Here is a 19,363-nt window from a genome sequence, read left to right as displayed (position 1 = left end):
CGAAAAACTAAAAATATATATAGTGTGTATCACATACACATTAAGCCAAAAAATGGTATTATTGTGTTGAAACTACGCATTGATAATGAAACGCAGTTACTTCACAGTCAAACCTTACCAACTGGTAGCAATCCTGAGCATCGGCACTATTGGGCTCTGGGCTTATTCGGCCAAACCACTGCTGGATGACGGCAAGTTACCCGACGAGAATCGATTTACGAAAGTCGTATTGGCCGAAAAACTCAACGAGCCGCTCGAGATGGCCATTCTGCCCGATGAACGGGTGTTGCTCGTCGAGCGTCACGGCGATGTCCGCCTGTATTCGCCAACGACCAAGCAGCTTAAAACGATCGCCACCATTCCGGTCAGTACGAAGTATAAAGATAAGGAAGGCCACGAAACCGAAGCTGAAGATGGCCTGCTGGGCGTCAATATTGATCCTAACTTTGCCAAAAACCATTGGGTTTACCTGTATTATTCGCCAGCAGGCGATGAGCAAAAGAACATTCTGACCCGTTACGAACTTCGGGGCGATGAGCTGGTTCTCTCCTCCAAAAAAGTCTTGCTGGACGTAGTCACCCAGCGCGAACAGTGCTGTCATACGGGTGGCTCGATTGATTGGGATCGGGATGGCAATCTCTACCTGTCGACCGGCGATAACACCAGCCCCCGCGCCACCTTGTACGCACCCATCGACGAGCGACCCGACCGTGGTCCCTGGGATGCTCAGAAGTCATCGGCCAACACGAACGACCTGCGCGGTAAAATTCTGCGCATTCACCCCGAACCCGACGGAACGTATACCATCCCGGAAGGCAATCTATTCCCGAAAGGAACACCTAAAACCCGCCCGGAAATTTACACAATGGGCCACCGCAACCCGTACCGGATCTCAGTCGACAAACGAACCGGATTCGTGTATTGGGGTGATGTTGGCCCTGATGCGGGAACGGATTCGGTGGGCGTTGGTCCAACCGCCGAAGACGAATACAATCAGGCCAAAAAACCCGGCAATTTCGGCTGGCCTTACTTCGTGGGCGATAACAAAGCCTACAACGATCTTGATTTTTCGACGAACAAGTCTGGGGCCAAATTTGATCCGGCTCACCCGGTCAACAATTCACCCAACAATACGGGCTTGCAGAGCCTCCCTCCTGCCATGCCTGCGCTGATCGCCTACACGGCTGCCGAGACGAAGAAATTCCCGCTGATGGGCAGTGGAGGCCGCAGCGCGATGGCGGGGCCGACGTATTACAAAGACGACTTCAACGGAGCAAAGCGGCCTTTTCCAGACTATTACAACGGCAAAGTGTTCATGTACGAATGGATGCGCGACATGATTCTGGCCGTTAATTTTGATAGCAAAGGTGACATGACCAACATGGAACGCTTCCTACCCAATATGCCGTTTAGCCACCCAATCGATATGGCATTCGGGCCGAATGGCGACCTCTACGTGCTTGAATACGGTACGGGTTGGTTCCTCAAAAATGACGACTCGCGACTGGTAAAAATCGAGTTTAATGCCGGAAACCGCAAACCAATGGTACAGATTGCGTCCAGCCAGAAAGCAGGTGCTGTTCCGCTGAAAGTAAACCTCTCATCGACAGGTACAAAAGATTTTGACGGCGACGCCATGACCTACCAATGGAAAATTTTTAGCCGTACGGGCAGTGGCCCAACAGCGGGTCAGCCAACGGTTCTAACCGAACCCAATCCAACGTTCACGTTTCAAAAACCAGGCCAGTACAAAGCGATTCTGACCGTAACGGACGCACATGGACTGAGTGACTCGCGGGAGGTAGACATCATGGCAGGGAATCAACCGCCCGTCGTTACGCTCAACGTGCAGAAAGGCAACAAAAGCTTCTACTTTCCCGGTGAACCGATTGCCTACCAGGTCAATGTAACGGATAAGGAAGATGGTAGTTTGGCCAATGGGCGTATTGCGGCCAGACAGGTCTTGGTGCGGGCTAACTACCAGGACGAAGCCAGCGCGCAGAATACGAGCGAAGCCGCATCCGGTCATAAATTTTCGGAAGCGACCTATCTCGGTACAGGAAAGATATTAATGGATAAAAGTGACTGTAAAGCGTGTCATTTTACGGACAAAAAGTCGGTTGGACCTTCCTTTATCGACGTGGCAAAACGCTATAAAAGTGACGCAAACGCCGTGGCCAGTCTGTCGAACAAGATCATAAAAGGCGGTGGCGGTGTATGGGGCGACGCCATCATGACGGCCCATCCGCAACTCAGTTCACCCGACGCGGGCGAGATTGTCAAGTATATTCTTACCCTCTCGGACAAAAAAATCGCCAGCCCAACCCTACCGACACAAGGAATTTACACACCCGAGAAAGATAAACAGGGCGATCTGGTTTTACAGGCATCGTACAAGGACAGAGGAGCGAACGGACTCCCCGCGCAAACGAACGAACAGGCGGTCGTTTTGCGGAATCCGCTGGTAGCTATGGGTACCAGCAATGTTCAATCCAAAGGAATAACACTATTTAAAATGGGTACTCAGCCCTACCCGCTAGTTATTGTGATGGCGGCTGGCACGCACGTTCAGTTCAACAAACTTGATCTGACGGGAATCCGTACCATGGAGTTTGCCGTAGCGGTTCCCAAAGCGCAACTCTCTGCCGTTGGCGGGCGTATCGAAATTCGCGCTGATTCGCCAACAGGCCAGTTGCTGGGACAAACCGACGACATTGTACCCAGCGAAAGTAAAGATTCTGCCGATATGTTCAAACCCAGTATGGCGAAGGTAACCATCAAACCCATTACCGGCCAACATGATGTGTACTTCGTTTTTCAGAACGAAAAAGCGGGTAAAGCACCATTGTTCGTACCGGTTACCGTTCAATTTTCCAACTGATTTCACCCCGCCCCTCTCCCTGGTGGAGAGGGTTTTTCTAATCCATCATGACACAATCTCGTCGCACCTTCCTAAACCAACTCGGTCTGACAGCCGCTGGCATGGGGCTGGCCTCCACTTTTTCAACTGAGTTACTGGCTGAAATGGCACCTAAGAAATTTTCATTCGACATCTCGATGGCCGAGTTCTCGTTCGCGGGCGAACTACTATCCGGCAAAATGACCAACATGGACTTTCCGGCCAGAACCAAAAATGAGTTCGGCGTCAACGTGCTCGAATACGTGTCCATGTTCTTCAACGATAAGCACACCGACCAGACGTACCTGAAAGAACTCAAACAGCGAACCGACGACCTCGGCATGAAAAACAACCTTGTCATGGTTGATGGAGCGAACATTGCCGATCTGGATACGGCCAAACGCAACCAGGCCGTTGAAGCGCACTATCCCTGGGTCGATGCTGCCAAGTTTTTGGGTTGTACGGCCATTCGCGTCAATCTGGGCGATACCACCAAAGCTATGACGGGCGTAGCCGATGATCCGGCTGACGAAGCGGCTAAAGCAGCCGCCGACGGTTACCATAAATTACTGGAATACGCGGCCAAGTCGACGATGAACGTAATTGTCGAAAATCACTTTGGCAATTCAACCAACGTTGACTGGTTGATTGGTATCATGAAGCAGGTCAATATGCCCAATGCAGGCGTATTACCCGATTTTGGTAACTTCTGCACCCAACGCAGCAAACCCGAAACGAACGATATCAAGGGCATTATGGGTACCAAATGCATCAAGGAATACGATCGCTACGAGGGGGTGAAGAAGATGATGCCCTACGCCAAAGGGATCAGCGCCAAAACGCATAAGTTCGACGCGAATGGCAACGAGACCGAAACCGATTTCATGCAGATGTTCAAAATCATAAAAGACGCTGGTTTTACCGGATACGTCGGCATCGAATATGAAGGAGGCATCATGGCCATGTACAAGCCAGACGGCGGCTACCTACCTACCAACGAAGGCATCCGCGCTACAAAAACCCTGCTCGAACGCGTTCGTACTAAACTTGCTTAAGCTAATCAAGGGAGGAGAATCACGGGAGATCATACGCCGTATCTTGAAGATACGGCGTATGATCTCCCGTGATTCTCCTCCCTTGAACACCTTTCTTCCACCCCATTTAGATCAACCTTAAACCATGCGTAAAGTCATTAAAATCCTGTTGAGCGTCGTACTCGGTCTCGTACTGCTGGCTGGCGGTTTCGTCGTGTTCGGCATGTATATAACCCGGACGCTGCCCTGGCAAAAACCCGTATTCGACACTACTCGACCAGCCGATCCGGGTCAGGTTGGCGAGAAAGGCGTCTTGATCTTCTCAAAGACCAACGGCTTCCGCCATGAATCCATCGAGCCGGGCATCGAATCGCTAAAAAAGGTAGGGAAAGAAAAAGGCTGGGCTGTGCGCACTACCGAAAATGGCGCATTCTTCAATGATGATTACCTGCGTCGTTTCAAAACGGTCGTCTTTCTGTCCACTACGGGCGACATTCTGACTTCAGATCAGGAAAAGGCGTTCGAGAAGTTTATCGAAAATGGGGGTGGCTATGTAGGCATTCACGCGGCCTCCGATACTGAATACAGCTGGGATTGGTACGACCATATGCTCGGCACCCACTTCCGCGATCACCCACTCTACCCCGAGCATACCCCAGAAGCCGAAGTAATCACCGACATTCGGACGCACCCAACAACGAAGCATTTGCCCGCTACCTGGCGCAAAGTGGATGAGTGGTACAACTTCAAACAAAGTGTGCGCGGCAAAGACAGCATCCAAGTGTTGTTAACGCTAAATGAAGCAACGTATAAGGCCACCTGGCCCAAAGCTATGGGCGGTGATCACCCAATTTCGTGGACGAATGTTGTCGGCAAAGGCCGCGTATTCTACACAGGCATGGGACACACGAACGAAACATTCACCGACCCCAATGCGATGCCGCACATTGTTGCTGGTATCGAATGGGCGGGCCGTTTCGATTAATGCGCTAAAGCTCCGATCCTTGTGGCAAGAATCGGGGCTTTAGGATCTAAGGGACGATGAGATTTATATTAGGGCAGGTTGTTATAGCCGATCAGTTGAATGCCTTTCGTCTTGATGTATGCTTTAACGCGCGGGTCGGTCCACACGTCGGTTACGCCCTGCCGATCAATAGCGACGTTCTCATAACCGATATGATGAATGGCGCGTATTTCTGGGGTATCAAGTCCGGGATGATCCACGAAAATGTATGTTTTTCCGGGTTCCAGACTATCGAGCATCTTCATAAAACTTTGCAGTTTTTCGTCGGATGTCGCGTGAGCCCCTGCGTAACCCGCAACCATAACGCCAGCGTCCCGAAGGCTCATGTCATAATGCCGGATATGGTATTCCTGCGCTAGTCTGCTGACTAGTGCTTTCACTTCATCGTTTAGACTGGTGCAGCCCATATGGCCAGAAAAGTGGCTCACGCGGGGAATTTTCTTAAGGCCCAGTTCGATCTGCGCGCGAAATTCTTTTTCGATATCAGCCAGTTGCCAATCATTTTCCACCACCGACCGTTTGGGGTAGTTTTTATTCGGAAACAGCATGGGAAAGAAATAACCATCGGCATCGCGCAGACTGGGGCAGTCCGTAAGTGGTCGCCATTTGAGGTTGTCCCATTCACTCGTCAGGGTTAAATGAATGCCCATATCGGCATCAGGGATTTGTTCCAGCATGATAACCGCCTCCGGAAACCAGGGCGACGGCACAAGGACTTCAATCGACTTCTCGATCCCATTCTTGTAGCATTTCAGAATTGCTTCATTACCCGCGTGCGAATACCCCATATCGTCCCCACGAACGAGCAGCCGAGGAGGATTTACCTGCGCGAAAACAGGTGTCAGAATCACCCAGAGCAGTATCAATAAGACGTTTCGATTCATCAGCAGGAAGCGATTAAATTTGTTTAGCTAAAACTAGTAAATCCCCGATTCGCAAAGCACGAAAACGCAGAAAGCGGCTACATGGCCGCTTTCTGCGTTTGATCTAAAAACGACGATTACTTATCATCGAAGCTCTGAATCATATTCCGATACATGGTCGTCGTCTTCCACTGACCACCCGCAATGATGCGCCGAACCGTGTAAAGCGGCATTTGATCGTCGCGTTTGTCGGCCAGCGTAAATGCAGCGGCATAACCGCGTTTTTGTAGTTCGGGCAGCGCCTGCTTATTCCAGAGACCAAACGGATAAGCGAAGTATTTAACGGGTTTACCAATAATCGCTTCCAGTTTCGTTTTGGGTTCTTCGATCTGAATTTTCCAGTCCTCACCCTGGTATTTCTTCACATTGTGGTGATCCCAGGTATGTGCGCCGATTGTGTGCCCCCGGTCCGAGAGATCTTTGATTTGTGTCTTGTCCATGTACGGCTGCTTGCCATGTCGGCCGATAGCCACCGTCATGATAAAGAACGCACCTTTGAAACCGTGCTTTTCGAGTTCAGGAGCCGCAACCGTGTATTGATCGAGGTCGCCATCGTCGAAGGTCAGCATAACGGGCTTCTTGGGCAGGGCTGCACCCGTGGTCAGGTACGCGTAAAGCTGGTCGGGCGATACGGTATGATAGCCGCTGTCGGCCAGCATTTTCATTTGCTCACGAAAAGCCGCTACAGGAATGATGTAATCTTTGGCCGTTTTGGAATCGCTGGCCCGCCAATCGCGAATCTGGTGATAACAAAGAATGGGAACCTGATGCCGGGCCAGAATCGTCGCTGCGTTAGCAACGGGAGCGTTGGACGGTTTATCGGCGGGGCTCGACGCTGGATCGGGTGTTGATGCTGCCGTAGACTCAGCCGATTTGTCGGCTTTGGGCGCATCGGCAGCCGTCGTTTTGGTGGTCTCAGTCGTATCGGAGCCCTTGGACTGGCAGCCGATCAACCCATTGGTAACTAAAGCAGACAAACAGATAGCCGCTGCAAAGGGAACGAATTTACGGGTAAACATAATCATCTAGTATGTCCCCAAACATACAGAAAAGTGTTCGGCCTATCGTCGTTTTTTTCAATCAGCCCGCGAAATTTAATGCAATGGTACCAAACAAAAAGGCTACACTATCCCTGCTGTAGCGTAGCCTTGCCCGTTACCCGTCGCCTTGTCTGACGGGTTGTGTCGTTGAACCGGGTAACCAAAGATCAGTAAGTAATTGTACGCCTAAACCGTTGATTTGACCATTTTGTGACCAATCCAGTTCAACAGCATTTTAACGGGCTGATGGTCGGAAAACCAGGTCATCAGGTTCTGACGGGTAGCCACATTTAGTTTATCGGCCAGTTGTTGGCCCTTGCCGTAATAAACGATATTGTCCGTAGCTACTTCAACGATCGACAGTACATCGTTCTTGTCGTTCTGTTTACCTGCCGTCATCGTCATGGCATAAATGCGGGCCGTTTCAACGGTTTCGGTATAGACGTATGTGGGTTTATCGGCGTTATAATAAACCACTAAATAATTGTTCATGTCAAGTGAATGTGTAGTAAATCGATGAGCAAAAATACTCCCTTATGTATTCCGACCTATTAATCTTGAATTAAAAGAAAATACGCTGCAAAAGCCTGGCCAAGACCAATATGCGTTATGACTTTGGATTAAGATCGCTCGTCACATTTGATGAATGGTATTTGTAGAACGAACCTCCCTTTTCGTAAAAACGTTATATAAATGGCTATCTGAAACGCCCTCTCTCTGATTAAATGCTTTACCCCAATACACTAGAACAAAAATTAGGTTTTGACACCATACGCGAACGGCTCAAAGACGCTTGTGTCAGTCAGCTGGGTCAGGACTATGTTGAAAAGATTCGCTTTACGGACAATGGGCCGCTGATCGACAAATTGCTGCGTCAGACCGACGAGTTCAAACAGATCGTTCAATACGAACCCGATTTTCCGAGTAGTAATTACATCGACGTTCGGCCCCACCTAAATCGCGTCCGCGTTGAAGGACTGGCCCTGACAGAAGCCGAATTTTTCGACCTGAAACTGGCGCTACGGACCATCCAGGACTGTCTTAAATTTCTGGCGAAGCGCGAAGAAGCAAGTGTTCGTGCCGACCGTAGCTTTCCCTTTCTGCGCGAGCTGGCGGGTCCGATTGCGGTCGACAAAAAACTGACCGATGCTCTCGAACGCGTCATCGATGACCGGGGGCTGGTTCGTGATTCGGCCTCGCCCGAATTGGCCAGCATCCGTCGGCGTATTATCAGCGAACAGGCCAATCTACGTAAACGGCTCGACAGTATTTTGCGTCAGGCCCGGCAAAATGGCTGGATTCCCGACGACCTGAGCCTGACCATTCGCGGTGGGCGACTCGTTATTCCGATTGCGGCTGAGCACAAACGCAAGATCAAAGGCTTCGTTCACGATGAGTCGCAGACGGGCCAGACGGTCTTTCTGGAACCTGCCGAAGTCTTCGACGCCAACAACGAAATCCGCGAACTGGAATACGAAGAACGGCGCGAGATTTACCGCATCCTGTTAGCCCTGACGGACCAGATTCGGCCGCACCTCGACGAGTTGAGACGAGCGATCAATTTTCTGGCTCAGATCGATTTTATCCGCGCAAAGGCCAAACTCGCCGTTCAGCTGGAGGCTATTATGCCGAAACTCAGCGAAAAGCCATTAGTCGACTGGACGAATGCCCGCCATCCGTTACTGCATCTGTCGTTTCAGAAGCAGCAGAAGTCAGTAGTGCCGTTGAGCGTTCGGCTCGATGAGAAAAACCGCATCCTGATTATCTCCGGCCCAAACGCGGGTGGAAAATCGGTAGCGTTGAAAACCATTGGATTGATTCAGTATATGCTGCAATGCGGTCTGTTGGTTCCGATGGCAGACTATGCTGAAATGGGTATTTTTCAGAACTTGTTTATCGACATTGGCGACGAGCAGTCGCTGGAAAATGATCTGAGTACGTATTCGTCGCACCTGACGGCCATGAAACAGTTCGTGATTGGCTCGAACAAGCGGACGCTGTTTCTGATCGACGAGTTCGGAACAGGGACAGAGCCGGGTTTGGGTGGCGCTATTGCGGAGTCAATTCTGGAAGAGCTTAATAAGTCGGGCGCTTACGGTGTCATCAATACGCACTATACGAACCTGAAAGTGTTTGCCGATAAAACAGCCGGGCTCATCAACGGGGCTATGCGCTTCGACGGTGAACACCTTGAACCACTGTATCAGCTGGAAATTGGCCGGCCGGGTAGCTCGTTCGCTTTTGAAATTGCGCAGAAAATCGGCCTACCGAAAGGGGTCATCGATCGGGCCAAAGAGAAGTTGGGCACGCAACAGGTCAACTTCGAGAAATTGCTCAAGGAGCTGGATATCGAGAAACGGGTTTTCTCGGAAAAGAATCTGGAGGTAAGCATCAACCAGCGTAAACTGGCGCAGCAACTGGCCGAATATACAGCGTTGAAAACACGTCTGGACAACGAACAGAAGCTGCTGATCAACAACGCCAAACAGAAGGCGAAAGCGTTGGTACAGGAAGCGAATCAGCGAATCGAAAGCACCATCCGTGAGATCAAAGAAAATAAAGCGGAGCGTGAACCGACCCGGCAGATTCGGCAGGAGTTAGAGCGGTTTGAAGACAAGGAACTTAAGCCGGAAACGCTGGTTGTCGAGAAGCCAAAACAGGCCGAAGAGGAATTTGAAGCAGATAACAGCGCCATTGCGGTTGGTAGTTATGTGCGCATTTCGGGGCAGAACGCGATCGGTCAGATTCTGTCGCTACGAGGCAAAGATGCTGAGATCCGGATTGGTGATCTGAAGTCGAACGTCAAGCTTAACCGGCTCGAAAAGGTTAGTAAGAAGACGTTTAAAGAAGCTACCGAAGCGAGAGATGACCGGCCGCGCAGTCAGGGTATCGACATAAACGAGAAGATGCAGAACTTTAGCTTCAACCTCGACATTCGGGGCAAGCGGGGTGAAGAAGCTCTCGGTGAAGTTGATCGTTTTGTCGATGATGCGCTCATGCTCGGCTACCCGGAACTGCGCATCGTTCACGGCAAAGGCGATGGTATTCTTCGTACGCTCATTCGTAACCATTTACGCGGCTACAAACAGGTTGGCAAAATGGAAGACGAACACGCCGACCGGGGTGGTGCGGGCGTGACGATCGTGAAGATGAAGTAAGTCAATTGCTTTCGCGCAGGTCCCCTTGTTCAACGCCACTAGGCTTCTGAACAAGGGGCTTTTGCCATAAATTCATCGGGTAAAATGCGTAGTATTGTCCTCCTATAAATCTAACCGACAGCGTCATGTCAGTAACCGTAGCCACAGCACCGAAGAAGCGAAAAAAAGCGGGTGTGCCCTCGTACCTGATCTACGAGACACTCAACGGACGGCCTTTATACTACCGTAACTACAAGGCCGTATTGAACGGCCAGAAAAAACCCGCCGAAATTATAGGAAGTAGCTCATTACAGGCCATGCTTGTATCGTTGATACATGGCTTTTTATTTACGCATATCAATCGAAAACAATACTTGTTGGCAACGAACGAATCAGGAATTCATATCGACAAGCACAGTAATTTATCGAATGACATTGCCATCTTCAATAGGTCAGCTAATCTCACACTAACGAATAAATATTTCGATATTGCCCCAAAAATTGCCATTGAGGTAGACGTACATATTGAGCCCGAAGAGTTTGAAGGGAAAGAATCGGGCTACGTCTACGAGAAAACGGAACGCCTGCTGGCTTTTGGCGTCGAAACGGTTATTTGGATTACCACGCAGCCAAAAAAGATATTCGTTGCCACTCACAATTCACCTTGGCTTACGCAAAACTGGGATGCTAATGTACCTGTTATCGATGATGTCGTGCTAAATCTGGCCGCGTTGTTAGCAGAAGAAGGGATTGAGTTTTGATAAAAAGCCACTCCAAAAAGGGTTCTCATCTAGCTGGAAGGTTTGTACCGGGCGGCATCAATAATAGACCATAGGTGAATCACCCATCCCATCAGAAAAAACCAAAGCGCTCCGGCCAGGATAAACTGTAGAATAGCCATCAGGAGCCGTCCTTGCAACAACTGACCTAAACCCGGAATAAAGAAACTGCAAAGGGCGGCTAAGACGTTACCACCCGATCCTTGACCTGCCATAATTTTAACGTTACGTAATGACTATCAATTAGCTTAATCCTTTAACTTTATTATTGCCGCCTGGTTTCCCAAACATCGGTTTTAGCTCTTTGTGCATCTGATCTTCAAGGTACTGAACTAATAAATCGTTTTCAATCTCAACGTAAGAAAACGTAAAAATTAAGTCGTCATTACTAATCCACTTCGCTAAGTGTAGGGCATACGTTTGATCATTCCCCCAGCCAAAATGCTGTTTGAATCGATTTCCTAATTTTGTCTTTGTACAACTACCCACATATACATACTGGCTGTCCGCACTTTGGTTGTCTCTTGCACATTTGTAACTGACCGCTGATGGCTTTTCTTTGAACTGCGTCAATAGTATGTCTGGCCTACTGACTTCAATCCAGTAAATATGGTTTCCTTTCTTCGGCAACTGTTGCGATAGTTGTTCGACGGACGTTGATTCTCTGATCTGCGAGCCATTTATAGTATGCGTCTTACAAGTAGTAGGCAGTTCAGCGTTACGAAGAGAGGCTGTTATCTCCTCAAGGTGTCGCAGCAAATTATGTTGAATTTCTTTCAGGTCAATCATCTTTCTTTCTTCTAGCTTTGTTCAAAAAAATGGTGCCGAGCGATCAAACCCGGCACCACGCTTCTATGACAACTAAATGGCTTTTACAATCCCAGCACTTTCTTATTGAAGGCTTCGTCGGCACCGGTTCCGGCGAAATCGTCGAAAGCCCGTTCGGTGACGCGAATGATGTGACTGTCAATGAACGGCGCACCTTCGGCGGCTCCCTGTTCCGGATGCTTTAAGGCACACTCCCATTCTAGCACCGCCCAACGGTCGTAGTCGTACTGCGCCAGTTTCGAGAAAATACCGGAGAAGTCGACCTGTCCGTCGCCCAGCGAACGGAAACGTCCGGCCCGCTCAACCCAGCCTTGATAGCCGCCATACACGCCCTGTTTGCCCGTCGGGTTGAATTCAGCATCCTTGACGTGGTAGGCGTAAATCCGCTCGTGGTAGAAATCGATGAACTGAAGATAGTCGAGTTGTTGTAACACGAAATGACTTGGGTCGTAGTTGATACCCGCCCGTGGGTGGTTATTGACGTGCTCAAGAAACATTTCGAACGTCACGCCATCGTGCAGATCTTCGCCGGGGTGCAGTTCATAAGCAAGGTCGATACCCGCTTCGTCGTAAGCATTCAGAATGGGCAGCCAGCGATCGGCCAGTTCCTTGAAACCGGTTTCTACCAACCCTGCCGGACGTTGCGGCCACGGATAGATAAACGGCCACAGCAGCGCGCCCGAGAACGTAGGGCTCGCTTTCAGGCCAAGATTTTTACTGGCCTTGGCCGTCATTAACAGTTGATCAACCGCCCAGGCTTGCTGCTCTTTCGGCTTACCGGCCAGCTCAGCGGGTCCGAAACCATCGAACATAGGGCCATAAGCCGGATGAACCGCGACCAGCTGTCCCTGTAAATGCGTGGCGAGTTCGGTTACTTCGACACCTATTTCCTTAAGCTTACCCGCGTAGTCGTCGCAATAGGTTTTACTCTCAGATGCCTGTTTCAGGTCGATCATGCGCGGATCCCAGGTTGGAATCTGAACACCTTTGTAACCCAGATCGGCCATGTACCTGGCAATGGATTCGAGCGAATTAAATGGTTCAGTATCCCCTAAGAACTGCGCCAGAAAAATTCCAGGCCCTTTCATTGTTTTCATATTTTTGAAAAGCGAAAGAGTGAGAGAGTAAATGAGTGAAAATTCCAAAGCCAACTACTGTCTGTTTCTTTTCTTTTTCCCTCATCTACTCTTTCACTTCTTTTTTCAGTCGCTCACTGTTTTTCGTGATTTGGCTAAAATTTTTAAAATTTGATATCCTTCATCCATCAAATCTTTTAGTCGACTCTCAGGAACATGATTGGTAAATATGAGTGTTTCGAGCCAGAATAGCGATTCGTCCAGTTCTTCGATGGTTATACTGAGCTTGGCAAAATATTCCTTCTGACTTCTTGCTCGGCGAACAGCCCGGAAATTTGCAGCCGCTGATGACGACGATCGTATAAGTTGACGCCCGAAATGCTGAGCATCATATGCCTTCGACAATATGCGATACACATTTACGCAACGAATCATAAATTGTTTTAGACGACGTTCGATATCATCCAGAAACTGGCCTTTCGTATGATTCGTGTAATTGACAAATGCTTCACCTACTAAGTTGTCGTCTGGTTCATCCATAGCCCATTCGCTCTGTTGCTCTTTCACTCTTTTAAATTTCCACCCACGCTTGTTTGCGGTTAGATTCCAGGATTTTTTCGCAGATGAGCAGCTCGCGGTAGCCGTCGGCAAAGGTTGGGTAGGTCGGGTTTTCGGGCTGTTTCCCGGCCGTGATCGCGTCGTACACCTCCTTAAATAACTGCTTCGATGTATCCGGGAACCCTTCGTTGTGACCGCCGGGGAAACTAATGACCGACCGTGCTTCGGGGTGCGCCAGCGAAGGATCACGCAGGAACGACTCATTGGCCCCGTCGCGGTTACCGATCCACATTTCGTTGGGCGCTTCGGAGTTCCAGGCAAACGTTTTCTTCGATCCGGCAATTTCCAGTTTCATCTGGTTTTTACGACCAGCTGCGACCTGCGACACTGTAATGACACCCCGGTTACCATTGTCGAAACGCAGCAACACGTTGGCATGATCTTCGGTATTGATGGGAACATCGGCGTAATCTTCCGGTTGGAGCATCTTACCCGAGTAGGTTTCAACGGGTTTAAGCGGCTTCTTCCGCACCTTATGCACTGTGTTGAAGTCGGCCATTACGGCTACGGTTTTCAGCCCCGTAATGTATTCCAGACTATCCATCAGGTGAGAACCAATATCGGCAATCGCCCGTGAATCGCCCGACTTATCCGGTTCGAGACGCCAGTTGTAATCAGTATCGTAGAAAAGCCAGTCCTGTAGATATGAACCGATAATAGAATAAACATCGCCCAGTTCGTCCCGTTCCCGCATCACCTTCATCTGCCGAACCAGCGGGTAATACCGCAGGTTGAAATGAACCGCGTTGACCAGCCCGGTTTCCTTTGCTAACTGCACCAATTCTTCGGCCTCGTGAAGATCTTTCGCCAGTGGTTTCTCGCAGACAACGTGCTTTCCCGCCAGCAGGGCCGCTTTCGACTGCGAATAGTGCAGAAAGTTAGGCGTACAGATATGAACTACCTTAATGTCGTCCATCTTAAGCAATTCGTCGAAAGTACAGGACCGTTCGATGCCAAGTTGATCTGCTTTCTGCCGGGCTAGTTCAGTCGTAACCTCGCAAAGAGCAAGGACATTCGTATTGGGTAAGCGACGGAGAGCCTCGATGTGTGCGGGGCCGATAAATCCGGTGCCAACAACACCGATGTTGATTTTTTGCATAAGGGTTAAACGAGCGAAAGAGCGTTACAAGGAGCGAAAGCGTAAACGAATGAATGAGCGAAGTGATTTCGCAGCAATCGCTCTCTTACTTTTTCGCTCATTCACTCTTTATTTCAGTCGCTCACTGGTTTACGGGATTTAGATAATTTTAAAACCTAGTAGCCGATGCTCCGCTAAAATTGTGGGAGATCAGCGTTTCTATTTTAAAGAGTGAATGTGCGAAAGAGTGCTTATTATCGAACGGCTTCGCTCGTTCACTCTTTCATTCTTTCGCTCTTTTGAATTTTACTCAACAAACTTCATCCACTTCGTTTCGGTATCATTCGAAGCAATGACGGTGTCGATAAATGCCAGGCCACGAACGCCGTCTTCAACACCAGGGAAATCGTAGAGCGGATCAGCCGGACGACCTTCCATGTGCGCTTTTACGGCGTAAGCGAAATTGCGGTACAGGTTGGCAAAGGCCTCGAAAAACCCTTCGGGATGGCCCGCCGGAAGTCGCCAGTGCGCTTTAGCCGATGCCGACAGATCACCGATGTTTGTCCGGATGATCCGCTGCCCTTCCTGTGTTTTGTATTTCAGCGTGTTGGGCTCCATCTGGTGCCACTCTAAGCCACCGAGTTCACCCCAGACGTAAATTTTGAGGGAATTTTCTTCACCGTTCGCAATCTGACTGGCGTGCAGCACACCTTTGGCACCGCCTTCGAACCGCAGTAGCACGTTTCCATCGTCATCGAGTTGACGACCGGGTACGAAAGACGTCAAATCAGCACATAACTCGCTTATCTTTAAGCCAGTAACGTATTCAGCCAGATTTTCGGCGTGGGTTCCGATGTCGCCCATGCAACCAGCCGCACCCGATTTTGATGGGTCGGTGCGCCAGATGGCCTGCTTATAGTCGTTGTGTTCTTCGTCTTTCGACAGCCATCCCTGCGGGTACTCGACCACCACCTTCCGGATCTTGCCGAGCTTACCGTTTCGGATCATATCGCGGGCTTCTTTTACCATCGGATAGCCCGTATAGTTATGCGTCAGGCCAAAAACCAGACCCGATTTTTCAACGATTTTTGCCAGTTCCTTAGCCTCTTCCAGATTCAGCGTCATCGGCTTATCGCACATTACGTGGAAACCATTTTCGAGCGCCATTTTGGCGGGAGGAAAATGGAGGTGATTAGGCGTTACGATCGATACGAAATCCATGCGCTCTCCTTCCGGCAGCGTTTTCTCGCGCTCGATCATGTCGGCGAACGACGTGTAAACGCGGTCTTCGGGCAGGTAAAGAGCGAGGCCGGTTGCTTTCGATTTGTCAGCCGATGCACTGAAGACGCCACACACCAGTTCGATTTCGTTGTCAAAACCAGCCGCCCGGCGATGAACGGCACCAATAAAGGCATCAAGCCCTCCGCCAACCATACCCATTCGCAATTTTCTGTGCATTAGCTTACTGTTGAGTGTATGTAAAGAATAATTTATGATCGACCACGAGCGTTTTTGGTAGACCGTGGCGCTGCCAGCCAGACGCCAACAGACTAGGTCACAACAGAATGCCCTATTTTCGGGTGAATCAACACTATGTCAAGACGAAAAAAGGATGAACCTACTCTTGTTTTTGAGACCGAAAATTAGCTGTTTTCTATTATTTTTCGGGAATTTTACATAAATACAGCTAAACAGCGGGGAGTTTAGCCCGCTCGCTGTCTTTAGCACACTAGTTGGAACAAGCGCGAAGGCAGGTGACCTTGCCATAAATCGATCGTACAGTCCCGTATTTGTGTTCTCTTCGACTAGCCAATAATACCCTTTTACGAATCAAACAGATAACTAACCACTAAATCCCCTTCTTACAGGAAATGAACCTAACCATTAATCGTTCGCGACTGTTCAACGCCAGTTGCTTTTCGCTCATCACCACCGCCATGGCTTTCGCTATCCGGGCTGGCGTTCTGACCCAGCTGGGCGATGAGTTTAAACTGACGGCTGAACAATTAGGCTATGTCAACGCCATGGCATTTTTGGGCTTCCCAATTGCCATGATCATCGGCGGGCCGCTTTATAACAGCATTGGCCCTAAGCGCATCGTGTGGGTAGCCTTCATAACTCACGTTCTGGGCCTGGTCATGACCATTTTTGCTGGTGGCTATTGGACACTCCTTTTATCGACCTTTTTCGTTGGATTCGGTAACGGCACAGTCGAAGCGGCCTGTAACCCAATGATTGCCGACATGTATGATGGCAACGTGAAGATCAAAATGCTTAGTCGTTTCCACATGTGGTTTCCCGGTGGCATCGTACTCGGCACGCTGGTTTCGAAATTCATGACCGACGCCGGCTTGGGCTGGCAGCTGCAAATCGGCGCTATTCTGATTCCAGCGGTGATCTATGCGTTTATGTTTTTGGGGCAACAGTTTCCGGCCAGTAAAGTAGAAGGCGCGGCATCGACCGGTGAAAATATCAGATCGATGTTGTCACCCCTGTATCTGTTCATGCTGGCCTGCATGGCCCTGACCGCAATTTCGGAATTCGGCCCTGAGCAGTGGGTTGGTCCGATTCTGGGCAAAGCGGGTGCCAGTCCAATGCTTATTCTGGCGCTGGTAACGGGCTTGATGGCCGTAGGTCGCTACTTCGCTGGTCCGGTCGTACACAGCCTGAATCCAACGGGCGTTTTGCTGGGTTCCGCTATTTTTGCTGCTTTGGGCGTTTACCTGATGAGTACCGCAACGGGCCCAATGGTTTACGTTTCTGCCGTGATCTTCGCCATTGGCGTGTGCTACTTCTGGCCGACAATGATTGGTTTTGTTGCCGAATACATTCCTCGTGCGGGCGCATTCGGTATGTCGATCATGGGCGGTATGGGCATGTTTGCCACGTCTATATTCCAGCCGATCATTGGGGGCTGGATTGATACGGAAACAGCCGAGGCTAAAACCCGTGGACTGTCGGGTGACGCGGTGGAACTGGCCGCTGGTCAGGCAACGCTGGCCCACATGGTTATTTTCCCGGTCATTCTGATTTTTGCTTTCGGTGGCTTGTACTTCTTTATGCGTAACCGGAAGCACGTTGACGAAACGGTTTCCCTGGAGCAACCTCAGTTGTAAGCCAAACCAAGCAATATGCTTTTACAGAAATCCCCGTAGCACAGTCGTTACGGGGATTTTTTTGTAAACCGTCTACAAGATATAGTTCTACTCCGACCCTATGGCTCCGCTCACTCATCGGCAACACCGTTACGCCCGACTCATTGCAGTGCCCGTAGCCGCCTTTGTCGCGTCTCACCTGGTGTTTTATCGGCACTTCCCTTACGAAGACCGCTATCAGTTTCCAATAGCTTATTTTCTGACGGTATCGACGGTGATGCTTTGCTGCTGGGAGGTGAATCTACGGATCTTCACTTATTTGGACCAGCACATACCCTTTCACAGAAATCCGGTGAAACGCATTCAGCAACAGATGTTGCTCGGTGGAACGGCGACCATGTTGACATTTTCCGTAGTCTTTCCACTGGCAATCCGGCTCTATTCGGGTGACTGGCCCTCACTACCTACCGTTACATCAGGCGTTTTCGTTTGCGCCACGATAGCCACCCTTATCAATGGAGCGTATGTCGGTTTATACCTTATCCAAACAATTTACGCCGAAAAGCAACAACCCACTGTTCAGGTCAATGATCAGTTAAAGCACCTCGCGCTTCCTCCCTCATCGGTATGGATTGTTATCGAGGCCGGAAGTCGGCAGCTTCGCCTGTCGCCAGACGAGATCGCTTATGTCTACTCCTCCGGCGGTATGGTCCTGCTCGTTAAAACCGACGGCCAGCAGGTAACGACTACGTATAATTCGTTCAGTAAACTAGAGAATCAGTTGGCATCAGCGTTCTTTTTTCAGCTGAATCGTCAGTTTATCGTTAATCTGAATGCCATCCGGTCGGTGCAGGACGATGTCAACCAGAAGCTGATGGTCGAACTGGTCCCGGCTCTTCATAAAAGTCACCACAGCGAACACGTGATCGTTAGCCGGTATCGACGTGCCGAGTTTAAAAAGTGGTTTCGTCAAACGACGGTGGCGTAACCATTCATCGGTCAGCTAGCTACCATTCGTTTATTAATCCCTGATGGCTCCCATCAACAGCAGATGTGCCTTGTTTTCTTTGCGGCATCGGGCAACTGACCCGCTCAACAGGCAATCGAAACCATGCAACCGAATCTAACTTACCTCCTTATTGAGCCGCCCGTCTGGCTGGCTGTCGCTTTTGTCGTCATAACTACGCTGACGTTAGGTGGCTTCCTGCTGGCCGTTCATCGATCCAGCCCTAAACTAGCGCGTCCTGTTCTGCTGGGTTTACTCCTCTGGCTGACTTTGCTGGGCGTGCTGGCCTCACAGGATTTTTTTACAACCCTCAACACGGTCCCTACCCGGCTGATGCTGGGCCTTTTACCCCCGCTTCTGTTCATCTCCGGCCTGTTTATGTCTGCGGGGGGCCGCCGGTTTGTGGACGCTCTACCGCTGGCTACACTTACGTATCTGAACAGCGTCCGGGTATTTGTTGAGTTGGTGCTGTTTGGTTTATACGTCCATCATCAGGTTCCTGAATTAATGACGTTCGAAGGGCGAAATTTTGATATACTGGCCGGATTGACGGCACCTATAATTGCTTACTTTTCCTTCAATCGACCTACCCTGTCGAAACGGTGGCTGTTTATCTGGAACGTGATGGCGCTGTTGCTACTGCTCAACATCGTCACGAACGCTATTCTATCGGCACCGTTGCCCTTCCAGCAATTTTCGTTTGAGCAACCGAATGTCGGTATTCTTAAATTCCCCTTTATCTGGTTGCCCGGCTTTGTTGTTCCGGTTGTTTTATTCGGTCACTTCGTATCACTTCGCCGGCTTAGCCAATCACGGTTATAGCGAC

17 protein-coding genes are annotated in these 19,363 nt (G+C 49.9%); 8 read left to right on the top strand and 9 right to left on the bottom strand.

All coding sequences use genetic code 11. The features are described from left to right. Positions 1 to 85 precede the first annotated feature (85 nt). The 3 genes from GK091_RS06925 to GK091_RS06915 all read left to right on the top strand — a co-directional run bounded on the left by GK091_RS06925 (position 86) and on the right by GK091_RS06915 (position 4,918). Positions 86 to 2,881, top strand: a complete 2,796-nt coding sequence (locus GK091_RS06925; protein WP_170312630.1) for a PQQ-dependent sugar dehydrogenase — start codon at positions 86 to 88, stop codon at positions 2,879 to 2,881. A gap of 47 nt (positions 2,882 to 2,928) precedes the next feature. Further along, a complete protein-coding gene (locus GK091_RS06920; RefSeq protein ID WP_164035860.1) occupies positions 2,929 to 3,954 on the top strand; it encodes a sugar phosphate isomerase/epimerase family protein in 1,026 nt (341 codons plus the stop codon). 124 nt (positions 3,955 to 4,078) lie between these two features. After that, entirely contained in the window at positions 4,079 to 4,918 is an 840-nt protein-coding gene (locus GK091_RS06915; RefSeq protein ID WP_212592944.1) for a ThuA domain-containing protein, read from the top strand. Positions 4,919 to 4,986: 68 nt separating this feature from the next. On the opposite strand, the gene GK091_RS06910 is transcribed toward GK091_RS06915, so the two are convergent. The 3 genes from GK091_RS06910 to GK091_RS06900 form a co-directional block, all read right to left on the bottom strand. Continuing rightward, a complete protein-coding gene (locus GK091_RS06910; RefSeq protein ID WP_164035859.1) occupies positions 4,987 to 5,841 on the bottom strand; it encodes a polysaccharide deacetylase family protein in 855 nt (284 codons plus the stop codon). Positions 5,842 to 5,957: 116 nt separating this feature from the next. Further along, positions 5,958 to 6,899: a polysaccharide deacetylase family protein gene (locus tag GK091_RS06905; RefSeq protein WP_164035858.1), complete on the bottom strand. Its 942-nt coding sequence runs from the start codon at positions 6,897 to 6,899 to the stop codon at positions 5,958 to 5,960. 207 nt (positions 6,900 to 7,106) lie between these two features. Continuing rightward, a complete protein-coding gene (locus GK091_RS06900) occupies positions 7,107 to 7,412 on the bottom strand; it encodes a hypothetical protein (protein ID WP_164035857.1) in 306 nt (101 codons plus the stop codon). A gap of 233 nt (positions 7,413 to 7,645) precedes the next feature. Here GK091_RS06900 and GK091_RS06895 point away from each other — a divergent pair, with 233 nt between their 5' ends. Then, a complete protein-coding gene (locus GK091_RS06895) occupies positions 7,646 to 10,078 on the top strand; it encodes an endonuclease MutS2 (RefSeq protein ID WP_164035856.1) in 2,433 nt (810 codons plus the stop codon). Between the two features lie 125 nt (positions 10,079 to 10,203). Then, positions 10,204 to 10,818 (top strand): Uma2 family endonuclease, encoded by a 615-nt coding sequence (locus GK091_RS06890; protein WP_164035855.1) that lies wholly within the window; start codon positions 10,204 to 10,206, stop codon positions 10,816 to 10,818. A gap of 29 nt (positions 10,819 to 10,847) precedes the next feature. Here GK091_RS06890 and GK091_RS06885 read toward each other — a convergent pair whose 3' ends face one another. From GK091_RS06885 to GK091_RS06860, 6 genes are all read right to left on the bottom strand, one after another. Then, entirely contained in the window at positions 10,848 to 11,051 is a 204-nt protein-coding gene (locus GK091_RS06885) for a hypothetical protein (RefSeq protein ID WP_164035854.1), read from the bottom strand. Between the two features lie 28 nt (positions 11,052 to 11,079). Further along, positions 11,080 to 11,625: a hypothetical protein gene (locus GK091_RS06880; RefSeq protein ID WP_164035853.1), complete on the bottom strand. Its 546-nt coding sequence runs from the start codon at positions 11,623 to 11,625 to the stop codon at positions 11,080 to 11,082. Positions 11,626 to 11,708: 83 nt separating this feature from the next. Then, complete coding sequence (locus GK091_RS06875) at positions 11,709 to 12,761, bottom strand: sugar phosphate isomerase/epimerase family protein (protein ID WP_164035852.1); 1,053 nt, start codon at positions 12,759 to 12,761, stop codon at positions 11,709 to 11,711. Positions 12,762 to 12,866: 105 nt separating this feature from the next. Further along, positions 12,867 to 13,307 (bottom strand): four helix bundle protein, encoded by a 441-nt coding sequence (locus GK091_RS06870; protein ID WP_317166279.1) that lies wholly within the window; start codon positions 13,305 to 13,307, stop codon positions 12,867 to 12,869. Between the two features lie 4 nt (positions 13,308 to 13,311). Next, positions 13,312 to 14,457 (bottom strand): Gfo/Idh/MocA family protein, encoded by a 1,146-nt coding sequence (locus tag GK091_RS06865; protein ID WP_164035851.1) that lies wholly within the window; start codon positions 14,455 to 14,457, stop codon positions 13,312 to 13,314. A gap of 285 nt (positions 14,458 to 14,742) precedes the next feature. Next, positions 14,743 to 15,876, bottom strand: a complete 1,134-nt coding sequence (locus GK091_RS06860) for a Gfo/Idh/MocA family protein (RefSeq protein WP_164040608.1) — start codon at positions 15,874 to 15,876, stop codon at positions 14,743 to 14,745. A gap of 431 nt (positions 15,877 to 16,307) precedes the next feature. Between GK091_RS06860 and GK091_RS06855 the strand changes: the two genes are divergently transcribed. The 3 genes from GK091_RS06855 (at position 16,308) to GK091_RS06845 (ending at position 19,359) form a co-directional block, all read left to right on the top strand. Then, positions 16,308 to 17,552, top strand: coding sequence for an MFS transporter (locus GK091_RS06855; protein ID WP_164035850.1), 1,245 nt, complete (start codon positions 16,308 to 16,310; stop codon positions 17,550 to 17,552). Between the two features lie 100 nt (positions 17,553 to 17,652). After that, positions 17,653 to 18,519: a LytR/AlgR family response regulator transcription factor gene (locus GK091_RS06850; protein WP_164035849.1), complete on the top strand. Its 867-nt coding sequence runs from the start codon at positions 17,653 to 17,655 to the stop codon at positions 18,517 to 18,519. Between the two features lie 123 nt (positions 18,520 to 18,642). Continuing rightward, entirely contained in the window at positions 18,643 to 19,359 is a 717-nt protein-coding gene (locus GK091_RS06845; protein ID WP_164035848.1) for a hypothetical protein, read from the top strand. The last annotated feature ends 4 nt before the right edge of the window (positions 19,360 to 19,363 follow it).

It is taken from the genome of Spirosoma agri (assembly GCF_010747415.1).
GTDB classification, from domain to species: Bacteria; Bacteroidota; Bacteroidia; order Cytophagales; family Spirosomataceae; genus Spirosoma; species Spirosoma agri.
Note: the sequence above shows the minus strand (reverse complement) of the source record. Positions and strands in the feature narration are given on the sequence as shown.

Bases quoted from the DNA above. Each gene is read 5' to 3' on its own strand.
- GK091_RS06925 (WP_170312630.1), top strand. From the start codon at position 86: ATGAAACGCAGTTACTTCACAGTCAAACCTTACCAACTGGTAGCAATC.
- GK091_RS06920 (WP_164035860.1), top strand. From the start codon at position 2,929: ATGACACAATCTCGTCGCACCTTCCTAAACCAACTCGGTCTGACAGCC.
- GK091_RS06915 (WP_212592944.1), top strand. From the start codon at position 4,079: ATGCGTAAAGTCATTAAAATCCTGTTGAGCGTCGTACTCGGTCTCGTA.
- GK091_RS06910 (WP_164035859.1), bottom strand. From the start codon at position 5,841: ATGAATCGAAACGTCTTATTGATACTGCTCTGGGTGATTCTGACACCT.
- GK091_RS06905 (WP_164035858.1), bottom strand. From the start codon at position 6,899: ATGTTTACCCGTAAATTCGTTCCCTTTGCAGCGGCTATCTGTTTGTCT.
- GK091_RS06900 (WP_164035857.1), bottom strand. From the start codon at position 7,412: ATGAACAATTATTTAGTGGTTTATTATAACGCCGATAAACCCACATAC.
- GK091_RS06895 (WP_164035856.1), top strand. From the start codon at position 7,646: ATGCTTTACCCCAATACACTAGAACAAAAATTAGGTTTTGACACCATA.
- GK091_RS06890 (WP_164035855.1), top strand. From the start codon at position 10,204: ATGTCAGTAACCGTAGCCACAGCACCGAAGAAGCGAAAAAAAGCGGGT.
- GK091_RS06885 (WP_164035854.1), bottom strand. From the start codon at position 11,051: ATGGCAGGTCAAGGATCGGGTGGTAACGTCTTAGCCGCCCTTTGCAGT.
- GK091_RS06880 (WP_164035853.1), bottom strand. From the start codon at position 11,625: ATGATTGACCTGAAAGAAATTCAACATAATTTGCTGCGACACCTTGAG.
- GK091_RS06875 (WP_164035852.1), bottom strand. From the start codon at position 12,761: ATGAAAACAATGAAAGGGCCTGGAATTTTTCTGGCGCAGTTCTTAGGG.
- GK091_RS06865 (WP_164035851.1), bottom strand. From the start codon at position 14,457: ATGCAAAAAATCAACATCGGTGTTGTTGGCACCGGATTTATCGGCCCC.
- GK091_RS06860 (WP_164040608.1), bottom strand. From the start codon at position 15,876: ATGGGTATGGTTGGCGGAGGGCTTGATGCCTTTATTGGTGCCGTTCAT.
- GK091_RS06855 (WP_164035850.1), top strand. From the start codon at position 16,308: ATGAACCTAACCATTAATCGTTCGCGACTGTTCAACGCCAGTTGCTTT.
- GK091_RS06850 (WP_164035849.1), top strand. From the start codon at position 17,653: ATGGCTCCGCTCACTCATCGGCAACACCGTTACGCCCGACTCATTGCA.
- GK091_RS06845 (WP_164035848.1), top strand. From the start codon at position 18,643: ATGCAACCGAATCTAACTTACCTCCTTATTGAGCCGCCCGTCTGGCTG.